14 protein-coding genes are annotated in these 15,955 nt (G+C 72.8%); 7 read left to right on the top strand and 7 right to left on the bottom strand.

The features are described 5' to 3' along the window. The 4 genes from UW392_RS04910 to UW392_RS04895 all read right to left on the bottom strand — a co-directional run. On the bottom strand, positions 1-252 hold a 252-nt coding region (locus UW392_RS04910), incomplete at its 3' end, for a 2-oxoglutarate dehydrogenase E1 subunit family protein (protein WP_320773612.1). A 281-nt stretch (positions 253-533) separates the two neighbouring features. Continuing rightward, the gene (locus UW392_RS04905; RefSeq protein ID WP_320773611.1) at positions 534-1,658 is read right to left on the bottom strand and encodes a sensor histidine kinase; all 1,125 of its coding nucleotides are present in this window, start codon (positions 1,656-1,658) and stop codon (positions 534-536) included. Beyond that, positions 1,655-2,395, bottom strand: coding sequence for a response regulator transcription factor (locus UW392_RS04900; protein ID WP_043380000.1), 741 nt, complete (start codon positions 2,393-2,395; stop codon positions 1,655-1,657). Before UW392_RS04900 ends, UW392_RS04905 begins: the two co-directional genes overlap by 4 nt. Before the next feature lie 114 nt (positions 2,396-2,509). Next, complete coding sequence (locus UW392_RS04895) at positions 2,510-3,187, bottom strand: spermidine synthase (protein ID WP_320773610.1); 678 nt, start codon at positions 3,185-3,187, stop codon at positions 2,510-2,512. Between the two features lie 146 nt (positions 3,188-3,333). Here UW392_RS04895 and lon point away from each other — a divergent pair, with 146 nt between their 5' ends. Next, on the top strand, positions 3,334-5,745 hold the full coding sequence (lon, locus tag UW392_RS04890) for an endopeptidase La (RefSeq protein ID WP_320773609.1): 2,412 nt from the start codon (positions 3,334-3,336) through the stop codon (positions 5,743-5,745). A 50-nt stretch (positions 5,746-5,795) separates the two neighbouring features. Here lon and UW392_RS04885 read toward each other — a convergent pair whose 3' ends face one another. After that, positions 5,796-6,614, bottom strand: coding sequence for a lysozyme (locus UW392_RS04885; RefSeq protein WP_320773608.1), 819 nt, complete (start codon positions 6,612-6,614; stop codon positions 5,796-5,798). A 287-nt stretch (positions 6,615-6,901) separates the two neighbouring features. On the opposite strand from UW392_RS04885, the gene UW392_RS04880 reads away from it, so the two are divergent. Continuing rightward, positions 6,902-7,405: a MarR family winged helix-turn-helix transcriptional regulator gene (locus UW392_RS04880; protein ID WP_320773607.1), complete on the top strand. Its 504-nt coding sequence runs from the start codon at positions 6,902-6,904 to the stop codon at positions 7,403-7,405. A gap of 28 nt (positions 7,406-7,433) precedes the next feature. Here the strand turns inward: UW392_RS04880 and UW392_RS04875 are convergent, their stop codons facing one another. Beyond that, positions 7,434-8,228: a protein phosphatase 2C domain-containing protein gene (locus UW392_RS04875; RefSeq protein WP_320773614.1), complete on the bottom strand. Its 795-nt coding sequence runs from the start codon at positions 8,226-8,228 to the stop codon at positions 7,434-7,436. 406 nt (positions 8,229-8,634) lie between these two features. Here UW392_RS04875 and UW392_RS04870 point away from each other — a divergent pair, with 406 nt between their 5' ends. The 5 genes from UW392_RS04870 to UW392_RS04850 are packed head-to-tail and all read left to right on the top strand — an operon-like array spanning position 8,635 to position 14,618. After that, positions 8,635-11,727 (top strand): nitrate- and nitrite sensing domain-containing protein, encoded by a 3,093-nt coding sequence (locus UW392_RS04870; RefSeq protein WP_320773606.1) that lies wholly within the window; start codon positions 8,635-8,637, stop codon positions 11,725-11,727. After that, positions 11,724-12,227 carry a roadblock/LC7 domain-containing protein gene (locus tag UW392_RS04865; RefSeq protein WP_320773605.1) on the top strand — a complete coding sequence of 168 codons (504 nt, stop codon included), beginning with the start codon at positions 11,724-11,726 and terminating at the stop codon, positions 12,225-12,227. The genes UW392_RS04870 and UW392_RS04865 overlap by 4 nt, the downstream gene beginning before the upstream one ends. Beyond that, entirely contained in the window at positions 12,224-12,691 is a 468-nt protein-coding gene (locus UW392_RS04860; protein WP_320773604.1) for a DUF742 domain-containing protein, read from the top strand. The genes UW392_RS04865 and UW392_RS04860 overlap by 4 nt, the downstream gene beginning before the upstream one ends. After that, positions 12,672-13,313, top strand: coding sequence for an ATP/GTP-binding protein (locus UW392_RS04855; protein ID WP_320773603.1), 642 nt, complete (start codon positions 12,672-12,674; stop codon positions 13,311-13,313). Before UW392_RS04860 ends, UW392_RS04855 begins: the two co-directional genes overlap by 20 nt. A 42-nt stretch (positions 13,314-13,355) precedes the next feature. Next, positions 13,356-14,618, top strand: a complete 1,263-nt coding sequence (locus UW392_RS04850) for a styrene monooxygenase/indole monooxygenase family protein (RefSeq protein ID WP_320773602.1) — start codon at positions 13,356-13,358, stop codon at positions 14,616-14,618. On the opposite strand, the gene UW392_RS04845 is transcribed toward UW392_RS04850, so the two are convergent. Further along, positions 14,582-15,862 (bottom strand): NlpC/P60 family protein, encoded by a 1,281-nt coding sequence (locus UW392_RS04845; protein WP_320773601.1) that lies wholly within the window; start codon positions 15,860-15,862, stop codon positions 14,582-14,584. The genes UW392_RS04850 and UW392_RS04845 overlap by 37 nt on opposite strands. Positions 15,863-15,955: the final 93 nt, after the last annotated feature.

Below are 15,955 nucleotides of genomic sequence, written 5' to 3'. Positions count from 1 at the left end.
GGGCCGGGCCGCGGTGGTCTCCGCGGCCCCCGCGGCCGTGGGGGCCGGCGCGGCCTGGGCGGCGGGCGCCCCCGGCTTGTAGTCGGCGAAGAAGTCCCACCAGGCTCGGTCGACCGAATTCGGGTCCTGGAGGTACTGCTGATAGATCTCGTCGACGAGCCACTCATTGGCACCGAACGCGGCCGCGGGGTTCTTCCCCGCTTGGTCGGTGTCGGTGGAGATGCTCGAGTTACTGGGGGACTGTGGCGACACGGCGGCAACCGCCCTCTTCCGCTTCACAAGGTGATGGACAGCGGGAATAAAGGCTACGCCTCCAAGAGCGGGATGGTCAGGCCGGGCAGGTCCTTCGTCGCGTAAGTCACATCGCGGAGCGTGTTTCGGCGCTGGAAATGGCGGGAAACAAGCGTGGTTCCGCGTCATCAGGGAAGGGGGTACCGGGCCCGGACGCCCCTGGGGCGCGGGCCTCCGCCTGATCACACGTGTCCGCCAGCGCGGACGCCCGTGGATCATGTGGCTCCGCAGGGAACTTTACGTCAACTTGGCGTTGATGGCAGGCCCGGAAGAGTGACAAGAATCCGGCATCCCCGCTCGGATTCGGCCACCCCGATCCGCCCGCCGTGCAGGTCCACCGCCCAGCGCGCGATCGCCAGTCCGAGCCCCGTGCCGCCGTCGCTGCCGGGGCCGTGCGGCCGGCTCACCGCGCCCCGGTTGAACCGCTCGAAGACGCGGTGCCACTCCGAGCGCGGGATGCCGGGGCCCTCGTCGAGGACCTCCAGCTCCAGGGAGTCCGGCCGGTCGCCGCACCGGGCCTTCACCGTGACCCGGCCGTGCGGCGGGCTGTGCTTGACCGCGTTGTCGATGAGGTTGGCGACCACCTGGTGGATGCGCTCGGGGTCGGCGAGGACGGTCAGCCCCAGCGGCTCCACGTCGAGCCGCAGGTGGACGTCGCTGCGCGTGTGGCTGCCGGAGCCGGAGGCGATGCCCGCGCGCGCCGAGGCGACCATGTTGGCCTCCTTCAGCACCCCCGACAGGTACGGCCACACCTCGAACCGGTGGGCGCGCAGCGGCACGACACCGTTGTCGAGACGGGAGAGGTCGAGCAGCGTCTCCACCAGCCGGCCGAGCCGCTCGGTCTGCCCGAGCGCCGTGCGCATGGTCTCGGGATCGGCCTCCGTGACGCCGTCGACGATGTTCTCCAGCACGGCGCGCAGGCCCGCGATGGGGGTGCGCAGCTCGTGCGAGACGTTCGCCACCAGCTCCTTGCGCTGCCGGTCCTGGGTCTCCAGGTCGTCGGCCATGTGGTTGATCGTCTGGGCGAGGTCGCCCAGCTCGTCGCGGCGGTTCTCACGGACCCGGCGGGTGTAGTCGCCGTGCGAGATGGACCGGGCGACGGCGTTCATCTCGTCCAGCGGCGCGGTGAGCGAGTGCGCCACGAACTGGGTGATCAGCAGCGTGGCGATCATGGAGAACACCGTGATGAAGCGCATCTCCGTCTTGGTGTGCACCGCGATCACCGACAGCCCGGTGGTGATCAGCACCGAGGTGACGACCAGCGCGCCGAGCTTGGTCTTGATCGAGAACGGGCGTACGCCGCCCCAGGGTTCCCCGGTGGTCCGGGGGCCGGGGCTCCTCCGTGCGGCTTCCCGCCCTCGGCTCATGGCGTCGGGGTCTCCAGCGCGTAGCCCACACCGTGCACGGTGCGGATGCGCTCGGCGCCGATCTTCCGGCGCAGCGCCTTGATGTGGCTGTCGACCGTGCGGGTGCCGGAGGCGTCCGCCCAGTCCCACACCTCGGCCAGGAGCTGCTCCCGGGAGAGCACCGCGCGGGGTGTGTTCGCGAGGCACACCAGCAGGTCGAACTCGGTGGGCGTCAGGTGGACGTCCTCGCTGCGCACCCGTACCCGGCGCTGCGCGTGGTCGATCTCCAGCTCGCCCAGGCGGAGGATGCCGCTGCGCGGTGTGGAGGCGGCGACGACCGCGCGCTCCACCCGGCGGAGCAGGACGTGCACCCGCGCCGCCAGCTCGCGCATCGAGAACGGCTTGGTCATGTAGTCGTCGGCGCCGACGCCGAGCCCGACCAGCATGTCCGTCTCGTCGTCGCGGGCGGTGAGCATCAGCACCGGCACCGGCCGCTGGGCCTGCACCCGGCGGCAGACCTCCAGGCCGTCGAAGCCGGGCAGCATGATGTCGAGGATCAGCAGGTCGGGCTGCCAGGCCTCCGCCGTGTCGACGGCGGCCGGACCGTCGCCGGCCGTCTGCACCAGGAATCCCTCGGCACGCAGGCGGGTCGCGATGGCGTCCACGATCGTCTGGTCGTCCTCGACCACCAGCACCCGGCGCTGTGCGCCCTGGGTAGCCGTCGCCGTGCCGTTGTGGGAGGTCTGTGTCTGCTCCATCGCCCGCCCCTGAGGTGTGCTTTAACGGAATCCGTGGGGTGATCCCATGGCTGCGGTCGACGCTTGAATGATCCGCGTCAGAGCAGCAGCGTACGGGGAGTCACCGGGCCTTTGCTATCCAGGCCTGACGCAGATATGCACGACGTCCGGAACGCCCCGGGCAACCGGGATCTCTTCGGTACGCACCTGCTGGAAACCGGCATTACGCAAGGTTTCTTCGAAATCCGGGGAGGGCTGCGCGGACCACACGGCGAGCACTCCGCCGGGGTTCAACACCCGTGCGCAGGCCGCCAGTCCGGACGGTCCGTAGAGCCCCCCGTTGCCCTCGGTGACGGTCCAGCCGGGGCCGTTGTCGATGTCGAGGCAGAGTGCGTCGTATGTGGCGGAAGTCTCATTGACGTAACCGACCAGGTCCGCTTCGACGATCTCGGTGCGGGGGTCGGCGAGCGCCTCGCGGGTGAGGGCGGACAGCGGGCCGTCCCGGTGCCAGCCGATGACGGCCGGCTCGCGCTCGACCACCGTGATCCCGCCCCAGTCGGCCTGCCGGGCCGCGTGCGCCAGGGAGAAGCCGACGCCGAGGCCGCCGACGAGCACCCGCGGCTCCCGGCGGCCGGCGGGGAGCGCGGCCAGTGCCGCGTCGATCAGCAGTCGCTCGGAGCGGCCGTCGGAGGTGTCCATCAGGAAGCAGCCGTTGGCGATGATCTGGAGCAGCTCGCCGTGGCGGCGCAGGACGACCTCGCCGTAGGGGCCCGCGCGACGGTCCAGGACCTCGGGAATTTCGTGGACGGTCATTCCGTCATCCTGACACCCCCCTCCCCGGGGGCCCCGGTCCCTGATCGCCGAGAGCGAACAGAAGGTGGGGAACAACCGGCGGCGGTCAAGCATTGAGTCGAGTACTTGAGTGCAATCAACTCAACTTGACTGCCGAAGGGGAGATCATGGCTGCTGAGTCCACACCGTTCACGTCGCTCGCCCTGCCCGTGCTGCCGCTCGACGACGAGGTCGTGCTGCCGGGAATGGTGGTCCCGCTCGATCTGAGCGACTCCGAGGTGCGGGCCGCGGTGGAGGCCGCCCAGGCCGCCGCCCGTTCCGGGTCCGGCAAGCCCAGGGTGCTGCTGGTGCCGCGGATCGACGGCACCTACGCGGCCACCGGTGTGCTCGGCACGGTCGAGCAGGTCGGCCGCCTCGCCGACGGCGACCCGGGCGCGCTGATCCGGGGCCGGAGCCGCGTGCGGATCGGCGCGGGCACCACCGGACCGGGCGCCGCTCTCTGGGTGGAGGGCACCCGTATCGACGAGTCCGTCCCCGAGCCGCTTCCCGGCCAGGTGACCGAACTGGTCAAGGAGTACAAGGCCCTCGCCACCGACTGGCTGCGCAAGCGCGGCGCCTGGCAGGTCGTGGACCGCGTCCAGGCCATCGAGGACATCTCCGCGCTCGCCGACAACTCCGGCTACTCGCCGTTCCTCACGACCGACCAGAAGGTCGAACTCCTTGAGACCGCCGACCCGGTCGCCCGGCTGAGGCTCGCCACCAAGCAGCTCCGCGACCACCTCGCCGAGCAGGACGTCGCCGAGACCATCGCCAAGGACGTCCAGGAGGGCGTCGACAAGCAGCAGCGCGAGTTCCTGCTCCGCCGCCAGCTCGAAGCGGTCCGCAAGGAACTGCGCGAGCTGAACGGGGAGAAGGAAGGTGAGGAGTCCGACGACTACCGCGCCCGCGTAGACGCCGCCGACCTGCCAGAGAAGGTCCGCGAGGCCGCGCTGAAGGAGGTCGAGAAGCTGGAGCGGTCCAGTGACCAGTCCCCCGAGGGCTCCTGGATCCGCACCTGGCTCGACACCGTCCTCGAACTGCCCTGGAACGAGCGGACCGAGGACGCCTACGACATCCAGGGCGCGCAGGCGGTCCTGGACGCCGAGCACGCCGGTCTCGACGACGTGAAGGAGCGGATCATCGAGTACCTGGCGGTGCGCAAGCGGCGCAGCGACCGGGGGCTCGGGGTCGTCGGCGGCCGTCGCGGCGGCGCGGTGCTCGCCCTCGTCGGCCCGCCCGGTGTCGGCAAGACCAGCCTCGGCGAGTCCGTGGCGCACGCGATGGGCCGCGAGTTCGTCCGCGTCGCGCTCGGCGGCGTCCGCGACGAGGCGGAGATCCGCGGCCACCGCCGTACCTACGTCGGCGCGCTGCCCGGCCGGATCGTCCGCGCGATCAAGGAGGCCGGGTCGATGAACCCGGTGGTCCTGCTCGACGAGATCGACAAGGTGGGCTCGGACTTCCGCGGCGACCCCGCGGCGGCCCTCCTCGAAGTCCTCGACCCGGCGCAGAACCACACCTTCCGCGACCACTACCTGGAGGTCGAACTCGACCTCAGCGACGTGGTCTTCCTGGCCACCGCCAACGTGCTCGAAGCCATCCCGGAGGCACTGCTCGACCGCATGGAGCTGGTCCGCCTGGACGGCTACACCGAGGACGAGAAGGTCGTCATCGCCCGGGACCACCTGCTCCCGCGCCAGCTGGAGCGGGCCGGCCTGGAGGCCGGCGAGGTGAGCGTCGACGAGGGCGCGCTGCGCAGGCTGGCCGGGGAGTACACCCGCGAGGCGGGCGTGCGCACCCTGGAGCGGTCGATCGCCCGGCTGCTGCGCAAGGTCGCCGCCCGGCACGAACTGGGGACGCGGGAACTGCCGTTCACCGTCACCGCCGAGCACCTGCGCGACCTGATCGGACGGCCGCACCACGTACCGGAGTCCGCCCAGGACCCGGCGGAGCGCCGCACCTCGGTGCCGGGTGTGGCCACCGGTCTGGCGGTCACCGGGGCGGGCGGCGACGTCCTCTACGTCGAGGCGTCGCTCGCCGACCCCGAGACGGGCGCGGCGGGCCTGACCCTGACCGGCCAGCTCGGCGACGTGATGAAGGAGTCGGCGCAGATCGCGCTGAGCTTCCTGCGCAGCCACGGCGCCGAACTGGAGCTGCCGGTGGGCGACCTGAAGGACCGGGGAGCGCACATCCACTTCCCGGCCGGCGCGGTCCCCAAGGACGGCCCCAGCGCGGGCGTCACCATGACGACCGCCCTGGCCTCGCTGCTCTCCGGGCGGCTGGTCCGCACGGACGTGGCGATGACCGGTGAGGTGTCGCTGACCGGGCGGGTGCTGCCGATCGGCGGCGTGAAGCAGAAGCTGCTCGCCGCGCACCGCGCGGGGATCACCACGGTGATCATCCCCAAGCGGAACGAGCCCGACCTGGACGACGTCCCGGCGGAGGTGCTGGACAAGCTCGACGTCCACGCCGTCACCGACGTCCGCCAGGTGCTGGAGCTGGCGCTGGCGCCCGCGACCAGCGAGGTCCCGGTCGCGGCGTGACGGCACGGCGCGGGGCCCCGGTGCCACGGCACCGGGGCCCCGCGCGGCGGTCAGCCGTTGGCGAGCGCGACCACGCGGTCGAGCGCTCCGTTGAACTTGTTGTGGTCACCGACGGTCGGGCCGGACGAGGTGTACTGCCACATCGTGTAGTAGCTCCAGCCGGCCGGCAGCGTGCCGACCGCCGAGGCGTACCGGGCGACCCACAGCGGGTTGGCGGTGGCGAAGCCGCTGTAGTTGCCGGTGCACTCCGTCCACCAGCTGGTCGCCGTGTAGATGACGGCGTCCCGGCCGGTGCGGGCCTTGTAGGTGGTCAGGAAGTCGCGGATCCAGCTGACCATCTGGCTCTGCGTCTTGCCGTAGCAGGACGCCCCGTACGGGTTCCACTCGATGTCCAGCGCGCCGGGCAGCGTCTTGCCGTCCTTGGACCAGCCGCCGCCGTGGTCGACGAAGTAGTTGGCCTGGGTGGCGCCGCTGGTGGTGTCCGGGGTGGCGAAGTGGTACGAACCCCGGACCATGCCGACGTTGTACGAGCCGTTGTACTGCTGGGTGAAGTAGGGATTGGTGTAGTACGTCCCTTCGGTGGCTTTCACGTAGGCCCACTTGACGCCGCTGCTCCACAGGGTCGACCAGGCGACGTTGCCCTGGTGGCTGGAGACGTCGACCCCCTCGGTCTGGGTGGCGTCACCGGGGACGGGGGTGCCGTGCTCCCCGTCGTGCGCCGGGACGCCCATGCCCATGTACGCCGTGCCGCGCACGGGGGTGTCGGCGGCGGCCGAGGGCAGGGTGAGGAGGAGCGAGAAGGCGGCGAGCAGGCTCCCGAGGGCGGCGAGGCGCCGGCCGCGGGCGGGTCCGGGTCTGTGCACGGGCATGACGGGCCTTTCGTGGGCTCGTGGTGCTCGGTGGGGGACGGGCCGACCCGTACCGCGGACGCCGCGGAGGCACCGCGGAGGCACCGCGGAGACAGTGCGGAGATGGCAGAGTCGGCGTGAGCATGCCATTGCGGGTGCGGGAACGACGCTACGCACGTAGACCCACCGCTGGGAAGGGGGTCCGGTAGCCGCCGTTGGTCTAAGCCTGCGAAATACTTGCCGAGCTGCGGCGACGGCGGCGTGCGGCGGAAACTTTCAGGACCGGAAGACCGAGGCGGGAAACTGACGTGCACCAGAGCGGGAACGGCGACGGACGCCGGGTCGGAACGGGCGGGCCGGGCAACGGCACGGACCACACGAACCACCCCGAGTTCCTCGCGCTCGAACGCGAGCTGACGGTGCTGCTGCGCCGGGCGCGGGCCAACCAGGCCGAGATGGCCCGCGAGGTCCACCCCGACCTGGAGTCCTCCGCGTACGGACTCCTCGTCCGGCTGGGCGAGCTGGGCGGACAGCGGGCCACCGAACTTGCCGCCTTCATCGGCGTCGGCAAGGCGACGATGTCCCGGCAGCTGCGCGCCCTGGAGGAGCTGGGCCTGGTCGCCCGCGAACCCGACCCCGGCGACGGCCGCGCCTGGCTCGTCACCCTCACCCAGGAGGGACACGACCGCGTCCGCCGGGTCCGCGAGGCCCGCCGCGCCCGCTACGCCGGACGCCTCGCCGACTGGAACCCCCGCGAGGTCTCCGAACTGGCCCGGCTGCTGCACGAGCTGAACCGCGGCATGGAGAAGTGACCCGCGCCCGCGGAAGCGGTGCCCGCGCTCACAGCTCGACGTAGGCCACCGTCGCGTCGTCGTGGGTCTTGCTCCGGCCCAGGAACACCCGCCCGCCGCTCCGGTCGTCCGCGCGTTCCAGCTGCCGCACCCGGTCCACCAGCGCCTGCGCGCCCTCCTTGCGGACCACCCGCAGACAGTCCGCCCAGTCGCCCTCGCGGAACTTCTCCACCCACCGCGTGGCCCCGTCCGTCAGCGCCGCCAGCGCCCGTACGTCGCCGCGCGGCAGCGTCCCCGTCACCGCGCGCGACGCCACCGACGGGTCGGCCGCCGCGGTGAAGAAACCGCCCTCCTTGTTGCGGAGGTCCCTGTCGACCGCCGCGTCCGTGGCGAGCGAGGCGCGGGGGAGCCGGGCCAGCCGGTCGTCGAGGAGCGCCGTGACCGTGCCGTCCGGCGCCTCGACGAGCAGCGCCGAGTCGGACAGGACCAGGTACTCCACCGACGCCGGTGACCAGCGGACCAGCACCACGGTCGCCTGCGGGGTGCGCGGGTGAGAAAGGTCACAGGTTGAGGCGTGCGCCTCGGCGGTAGACGCGATGGCGCGGGAGAGCGCGTCGGCGAGGGGAACATCCGGGAGTGAAACGGTCAGTTCGGTCAGCGCGCCGCCGAGGCGCGCGGTGAACCACGGCACCGAGTGTCGGCACCCCGTCGCGTCCCGGGGCGGCGTCACCCCGTCCAGCAGGACGACCGCACCGCCCTGTCCCGAGGCCGGTAGCGCGACGCTCGCGAAGTCCTCGTTGGGATGCTGGGAGGTACTGGGTTCCGAGACCAGGTCCGTGCGCATCGGATCAGTCTGCACCAGCTCTCCACCTCCTCCGCAAGCGGACGGCGAGAGCGCCGAGTTCGGTACTGCCCCGCAGGTCAGGCGCCTGATTTGGGGCGGAATACCGGGGTCGCCCGGAGCGTGGCGGCACATCCTGCCACCGCCCCGCCGCCGACGTCCAACCGGCCCGCCCCACCCGTCCGTCCGGTGTTCAGGAGCAACTTGCTCCTCAACTAACCTCCGGGGTTCACTCCTTCGGGTGGCGGGCCAGGGGTTGCGCACCCGGTGCCCATGGGCACTGGGAGGGTCGGGAGCCGACGGGGGCCCCGTCCGCTCCGAGCACGGACCACGGCTCGGGATCGGACGCACGGACCGGTCGGCCAGTTGACGACAGCGCCACCCGGGTCCACGGGTACACGAGTCAGGAATGCGAGCACCGGTGCAGAAGACGCGGCCTCGTCGCACAGGCAAGCAGACGGCCCCCGCCGAGGGAGCCGAGCGAAGCCCCGCAACCCCCGGGACCGCCGGAACCCCCGGGACCGCCGTAGCCCCCGGGACCGCCGTGACCCCCGGAGCCTCAGGAGCCTCGGGAACCCCCGCTCCGGCCGTCCCTGTCGGCAAGGGCCGCCCCACCCACGTACGCAACCGGCTGATCGTCGCCGTCCTGGTGGTGGCCGCCGCGATCGCCGGCGCCGGAGCGCCCTCGCTGCTCACCGCCTCCGAGCAGCTCAAGGACTCCCAGGACCTGGTGACGCTCGCCGAGCGGACCCAGGACGCGCTCACCCTCGCCCACTCCCTCGCCGACGAACGCGACGAGGTCACCCCCTACATCGCCGCCGGACGCCCGAAGTCCAAGGCCCCCTCCGAGCAGCGCGGCGCCCGGGTCGACCGGCAGGTCGAGGAGGTGCGCGCCGACCCCGACACGCCCGCCGCCCTGCGTGAGGACCTCGACGCCGTCACCGCCCTGCGCCGCGCGGCCCTCACCGGCAGGAGCAGCGCCCTCGAAGCGCACGACGCGTACTCCGCCGTCATCACCGAACTCCACGCCCTCGCCGAGGAACTGGCCGAGGAGATGCCGCCCCGCGCGGGCGCCGGCGCGTACGCCCTCGCCGAGCTGGACTCCGCCGTGCAGCAGGCCGCCGCCGCCCGCGGCCTGCTGGTCGCCGCCCTCAGCGTGCCGCGCTCCACCCAGACCACCTACGACCCCGTCACCGGCCTGCCGGCCGAGACCAGCACCAGCTCGGAGGCCGACACCGAGCAGCGCGACGCGCTCGCCGCCGCCGCGCAGGAGGCCCGGGTGCGCTCCGACGCCGCCCTCGCCGACTTCCGCTCCAGCGCACCGGAGGCGACCAAGGAGCGCTACGACGCCACCGTCACCGGCCCCGAGGCCGACACCGCCGAGAAGTACCTGGCCGCCCTCACCGACCGGCCCGAACTCTCCGACGACGACCTCGGCACCAGCGTCACCAAGCTCACCGCCGCGCTCTCCGCCCGCGTCGACGCCATGCGCGGCGCCGAGTCCGCCCTCTACGACCGGCGCACCAAGGACCTCGCCCGACTCCGCGACGACGACGTCACCGCGCTGGAGCTGCGTGTCGCCGTCCTCGGCGCGCTGATGCTGGTCGCCGTCGGCATCGCCACCGCCATGGCCCGCAGCCTCACCCGGCCCCTGTCGGCGCTGCGCCGCGGCACCGCCCGGCTCGCCGACGCCGAGAACCCGGCCGCCGAGGAACCGGTCACCTTCACCGGCCGCAACGACGAGTTCGCCAAGGCCGTCCGCTCCGTCAACACCCTGCATGCGCACGCCGTGACGCTCGCCGAGCGGGTCACCACCCTCGAAGCCGACCGCAAGCACCTCGTCGGCCAGCGGCAGAAGATGGCCGACGCCCGCGAGGAACTCCGCGCCGAACTCGCCGAGTCCGCCGCCCGCCTCGAACAGGTCCGCCAGTCCATCGGCTCCACCTTCGTCAGCCTCGCGCTGCGCACCCTCGGCCTGGTCGAACGCCAGCTCGGCGTCATCGAGTCGATGGAGGAGCGGGAGCAGGACCCCGACCGCCTGGCCACCCTCTTCAAGCTCGACCACTTCGCCACCGTCATGCGCCGGCACAGCGAGAACCTGCTGGTGCTGGCCGGCACCGAGCACGTCCAGCACAGCGCCGGACCGGTACCGCTGGTCGACGTGGTGCGCGCCGCCGTCAGCGAGATCGAGCGGTACGAGCGGGTCCGCATCGCCGCGCTGCCGCCGCACGCGCACGTGGCCGGGTTCGCCGCCGACGACCTGTCCCACCTCCTCGCCGAACTCCTGGAGAACGCCACCGCGTTCTCGCCGCCGGAGCTCCCCGTCGAGGTCTCCGGCTGGCTGCTGGAGAACGGCGAGGTCATGCTCTCCGTCCAGGACGAGGGCATCGGCATGGAGAAGGAGCGGCTGGAGCGGCTCAACGCCCGCCTCAAGGAGTTCGACCCCGAGGCCCCCTACGAGCAGCGGGAGGAGGGCGAGGACGCGGACGGACTCGGGCTCGGCCTGTACGTCGTGGCCCGCCTCGCCCACCGGCACGGCGCCCGGGTGCGGCTGCGCGCGCAGAAGCAGGGCGGGATCGCCGCCGTCGTGGTCCTGCCCACGCCGCTGCTGGCCGAGGCCCCGCCGGTGGCCGTCGCCCCGGCCGCCCCCCTGACCGACGGCTCGGGCACCGTCACCCTGCCGGGGGCCGACGCGGAGGCCAACTCCAACGTCCTGCCGGGCCGCGCGGAGAACGGCGACCCGGTGGCCACCTTGGGCGACCCGGCGGCCACTCCGGGCGACCCGGTGGTCACTCCGGGCGACCCGGTGGTCACCCTGGCGGAGGAGGCCGTACGGCGGTCAGAGCCGGCCGGAGCGGCCCCGGCCGGCGGGCCTGATGACCGGAACCCCACCGGCACCGAGGAGCCGGCCACCTCCGGCACTGAGAAGCCGGCCACCGAGGAGCCGGCCACCTCCGGCACCGAGGAGCCTGCTCCCGCCGCCACCGAAGAGCCGGCCACCGAAGAGCCGGCCGCCACCGCGCCGGACGACCCGGAGACTACCCCCACCCCTCCCTCCGAAGCCGTCTCCGAGATCACCATGGAGCTGCTCGTCCCCGCCCCGTCGCCCGAACCCGGCCCGGCAGCCACTCCCCCCACCGCCGAGCCCGCGTCCGGGACGGAACCCGACACCGCCGCACCCGGACCGGAACCCGAGGCCGAACCGGCCCACGACCGCGTCCCCGACGAGCCCGGCGAAGCCGGGGACCCGGTCACCGACAAGGGCCTGCCCAAGCGGACCCCCAGGACCGCCGAGCCCGCGGCGGCGCCCCGCCCCCGCACGGGTGCCGTCGACGCCGACGCGCTCCGCCGCCGCCTCGGCGGCTTCCACCAGGGCGCCCAGGCCGGCCGGCGCGACGTCGAGGCGGAGTTCACCGAGGAGCACACCCGGCAGGCGCCGGACGCCGCGCCGGGGAGCACCGCAGAAACCACGGGGGGCACCGTCGAGGAGGCAAGCAGTTGACCGCGCCCAGTACCTACGGACTGAGCAGTGAAGCCCGCAACCTGCACTGGCTGCTCACCAACCTCGTCGAGGAGGTGCCCGGCATCCTCTCCGTCGCGGTGGTCTCCTCCGACGGACTGCTGCTGCTCTCCTCCGATCCCGGGAGCAACGACGCCGCCCGCCGGGTCCCGGGACAGCGCACCCGAGGCCCGCGCGGCTCCGCCGCCGACCTCGCCACCATCGTCTCCGGCATCGGCAGCCTGACCATCGGCGCCGCCAAGCTGATGGACTCCGGCGCCGTGAAGCACACCATGGTCGCCATGGAGGAGGGCAGCCTCTTCGTGATGTCGATCAGCGACGGCTCGCTGCTCGGCGTGCACGGCTCCGCCGACGTGGACCTGAGCGTCGTGGCGTACCACATGGCGCTGTTCGTGGGCCGCGCCGGCCACGTGCTGACCCCGGAGCTGCGCAGCGAACTGCGCGCGTCCCTGGAGTCCGAGTCGGCGGGGAGCCCGCGATGAGCCGGTCACCGAAGAGCGGGAAATCCCGGCTGCCCGTACGCGGCGGAAGCAGACCCGCCCGCGTCCGCCCGTACTCGCTCACCGGCGGCCGTACCCGCTTCAGCCACGTCCTGCTCGTCGAGACGTTCGTCGGGGCCACCGCGGGCACCGCGGCGCTGGAGGTTGCCGAGCAGCGCAGGGAGCTGGACGGGGGCACCTCCCACGTTCTCGGCAGTGGGGGAGGCGGGCTCACCTCCCGGGTGATGCCGGAGATGCGGGCCATCGTCGAACTCTGCCGCCGGATGCGGACGGTGGCCGAGGTCTCCGCGCTGCTGAGGATGCCGCTCGGTGTGGTCCGGGTGCTCCTCAGCGACCTCGCGGACCAGGGAAAGATCCGTGTATATGGCACCGGTACCGGTCACGGCACGGGCCGTCCGGAGCGCGCGCTGCTGGAAAGGGTGCTGAGTGGACTCCGCCGTCTCTGACCCCGCCACCTTCGGCGGTTCCCCGCTCGTCGAGGCAGACGAGCCCCTCAGGCCCTGGCAGACCGACCGGGACCGCGCCCCGGTGGCGACGAAGATCGTCGTGGCGGGCGGCTTCGGCGTCGGCAAGACCACCCTGGTCAAGGCCGTCTCGGAGATCGAGCCCCTGGAGACCGAGGCGCTGATGACCCGGGCGAGCGAGGGCACCGACGACCTCACCGCCACGCCGGACAAGCTGACCACCACCGTGGCCATGGACTACGGCCGCATCACGCTCGACGACGACCTGGTGCTCTACCTGTTCGGCACCCCGGGCCAGCAGCGGTTCTGGTTCATGTGGGACGACCTGGTGCGCGGCGCGATAGGCGCTGTCGTCCTGGCCGACACCCGCCGGCTGAAGGACTGCTGGCCCGCGCTGGACTACTTCGAGAGCTGCGGGATGCCCTACGTCGTGGCCGTCAACCACTTCGACGGCAGCGAGCGGTTCGACGCGGAGGACGTGCGGGAGGCGTTGACGGTCCCCCGGCACATACCCGTAATGATCATGGACGCGCGGAACCGGATCTCGGTCGTCGAGACCCTGCTGTCCCTCGTGGGCCACGCGCTGGACGAAACACCCGAGTAGCACCGACTGTCCGAGCAGCACCGACCAGGAGACCCCCCCCGTATGCGGAAGATACTCGTCGTCGGAGCCGGCCAGTCCGGCCTCCAGCTCGCCCTCGGCCTCCAGTCGCACGGCTACGAGGTCACCCTGATGTCCAACCGGACCGCCGACGAGATCCGCACGGGCCGGGTCATGTCGACGCAGTGCATGTTCCACACCGCCCTCCAGCACGAGCGCGACCTGGGGCTGAACTTCTGGGAGTCCCAGGCCCCGAAGGCGGAGGGCCTCGGCGTCTCCGTCGCCGCCCCCGGCTCGCACGACCCGGGCCCCACCCAGCGCGCCATCGACTGGGTGGGCCGGCTCGACGGCTACGCCCACTCCGTCGACCAGCGGGTGAAGATGGCCGGCTGGATGGAAACCTTCGCCCAGCGCGGCGGCCAGCTCGTCGTGCACGGCGCGGCCGTCGGCGACCTCGACTACTTCTCCCGCGCCTACGACCTGGTCCTGGTCTCCGCCGGCAAGGGCGAGCTGGTCCAGATGTTCGCCCGCGACCCGGAGCGCTCCCCGTACGGCGAGCCGCAGCGCGCCCTCGCCGTCTCCTACGTCCACGGTCTGGGCCCGCGTCCGGAGCACCCCGACTTCGACGCGGTCCGCTGCAACCTCGTCCCCGGCGTCGGCGAACTCTTCGTCATGCCGACGTTCACCACCTCCGGCCGCGCGGACATCCTCTTCTGGGAGGGGATACCCGGCGGCCCGCTCGACGCCTTCAAGGACGTCAGGGACCCGGCGGAGCACCTCTCGCTGACCCTGGAGCTGATGGAGAAGTTCGTTCCCTGGGAGTACGCGCGGGCCACCCGGGTCGAACTGACCGACGCCGGCGGCACCCTCGCGGGGCGCTACGCCCCCACCGTCCGCAACCCCGTCGGCCGCCTCCCCGGCGGCGGCCTGGTGCTCGGCGTCGCCGACGTGGTCGTCGCCAACGACCCGATCACCGGCCAGGGCTCCAACTCGGCGGCCAAGTGCGCCGCCTCCTACCTCGCCTCGATCCTGGAGCACGGCGAGAAGGAGTTCGACGAGACCTGGATGCGGGCCGCCTTCGACCGCTACTGGGACGTCGCCCGGCACGTCACCAAGTGGACCAACGCGATGCTGGCGCCGCCCCCGGAGCACGTCCTGAACCTGATCGGCGCCGCCGGTGAACTCCAGCCCGTAGCCGACCGTTTCGCCAACGGCTTCGACGACCCGTCCGACTTCGAGAACTTCTTCTACGACCCGAAGAAGGCCGAGGGCTATCTGATGGAGGTCTCGGGCGCGGCGGGCGCCTGAGTCTCCGCGTACCCCTCGTCCGACCCGCCCGCCGCCCCGTCGGGCAGCCTCGGCGGCGCGTAGTGCGCCACCGGCTCGCCGCCGGGGTCGGGCCGTACGGCGCCGAGGACCGGGTTGGCCGCGATCGGGGACACCTTGACCCGGGCGCCGGGGCGCGGGGCCTGCACGACCTTCCCGTCGCCCAGGTACATCGCCACATGGGTCGCCTCGGGGAAGTAGACGACCAGGTCCCCGGGGCGCAGCCGGTCGAGCGGGACGCGCTCCAGGCGGGCCCACTGCTCCTGGCTGGTGCGGGGGATCGGCGTCCCGGCCCGCTCCCAGGCGACCGAGGTCAGCCCCGAGCAGTCGAAGGAGTCGGGGCCCTCGGCGCCCCAGCGGTAGGGCTTGCCGAGCTGCTCCACGGCGAAGCGCAGCGCGCGGTCGCCGGCGGCGGACGGCCTGCCGTCATCGCCACGGCCCTCTTCCGTACGGTCACCGCCGTCACCACGATCAGCGCTGCCACCGCTGTCACCACGATCAGTGCTGCTATCGCTGCCATTACTGCCACCGCTGTCGCCCAGCGCGCCGGAGGCCAGGAAGCGGTCCTGCGCCTCGGCGGCCCGGTCCTCCTCCAGCGCGGTCAGTGCCGCCATCCGCTCCGGGCCGAGCGAGGCGATCATCTCCTCCACGTCCCGCAGCCTCTCCCGTACGGTGTCCCGCTGCTCCTTCTGCTGCTCGGCGAGGTCGAGCCGGCGCTCCAGCGCCTCCCGCGCCCGCCCGGCCAGCTTCCCGGCCCGCTTCTCGTCGCCCTCCAGCCGGCCGACGGTCGCGACCCGGTCCCGGGCCAGCCGCCCGATCACCTGCCGCTGCTCCAGGGCGTGCTGCGGGTCGCGGGCCAGCAGCAGCCGCAGGTAGGGGGAGAGTCCGCTGCTGCTCTGGTACTGCTGACGGGCGAGCCGGCCGGCCGCGCCCCGGCTGTCGTGGAGGCTGAGCCGGGCCCGGGACAGCTCGGCGTCGAGCCGCTCGACGTCGGCGCGCTGCGTGCGCAGCTTCTCGGCGGTGCCGTTGTAGGTCTCGGTGGCCTTCTCGGCTTCCCGGTACAGCCGCTGAAGGTCCGTCAGCAGTCCGGCGAGGGACGGCGCGGCGGCCTGGGGGCCGGCTCCGGCCTCGGGGGTTCCCGTTCCGGCCGTCGCGTTGCCGGGCGCGAGGGCGATCCCGGTCGCCACCGCCGCCGTACACACCAGGCGCAGAAGTTTTTCTGACATGTCATCACCTCCGCCGTGCGGGCGGCCCCTCCGCCCGCACGGCGAGCATCGGGCGGCCTGCGCGGGCGCGCGCGCCGAGTGTGCGCCTGGCGG

This window comes from Streptomyces sp. CRN 30, assembly GCF_034105845.1.
Note: the sequence above shows the minus strand (reverse complement) of the source record. Positions and strands in the feature narration are given on the sequence as shown.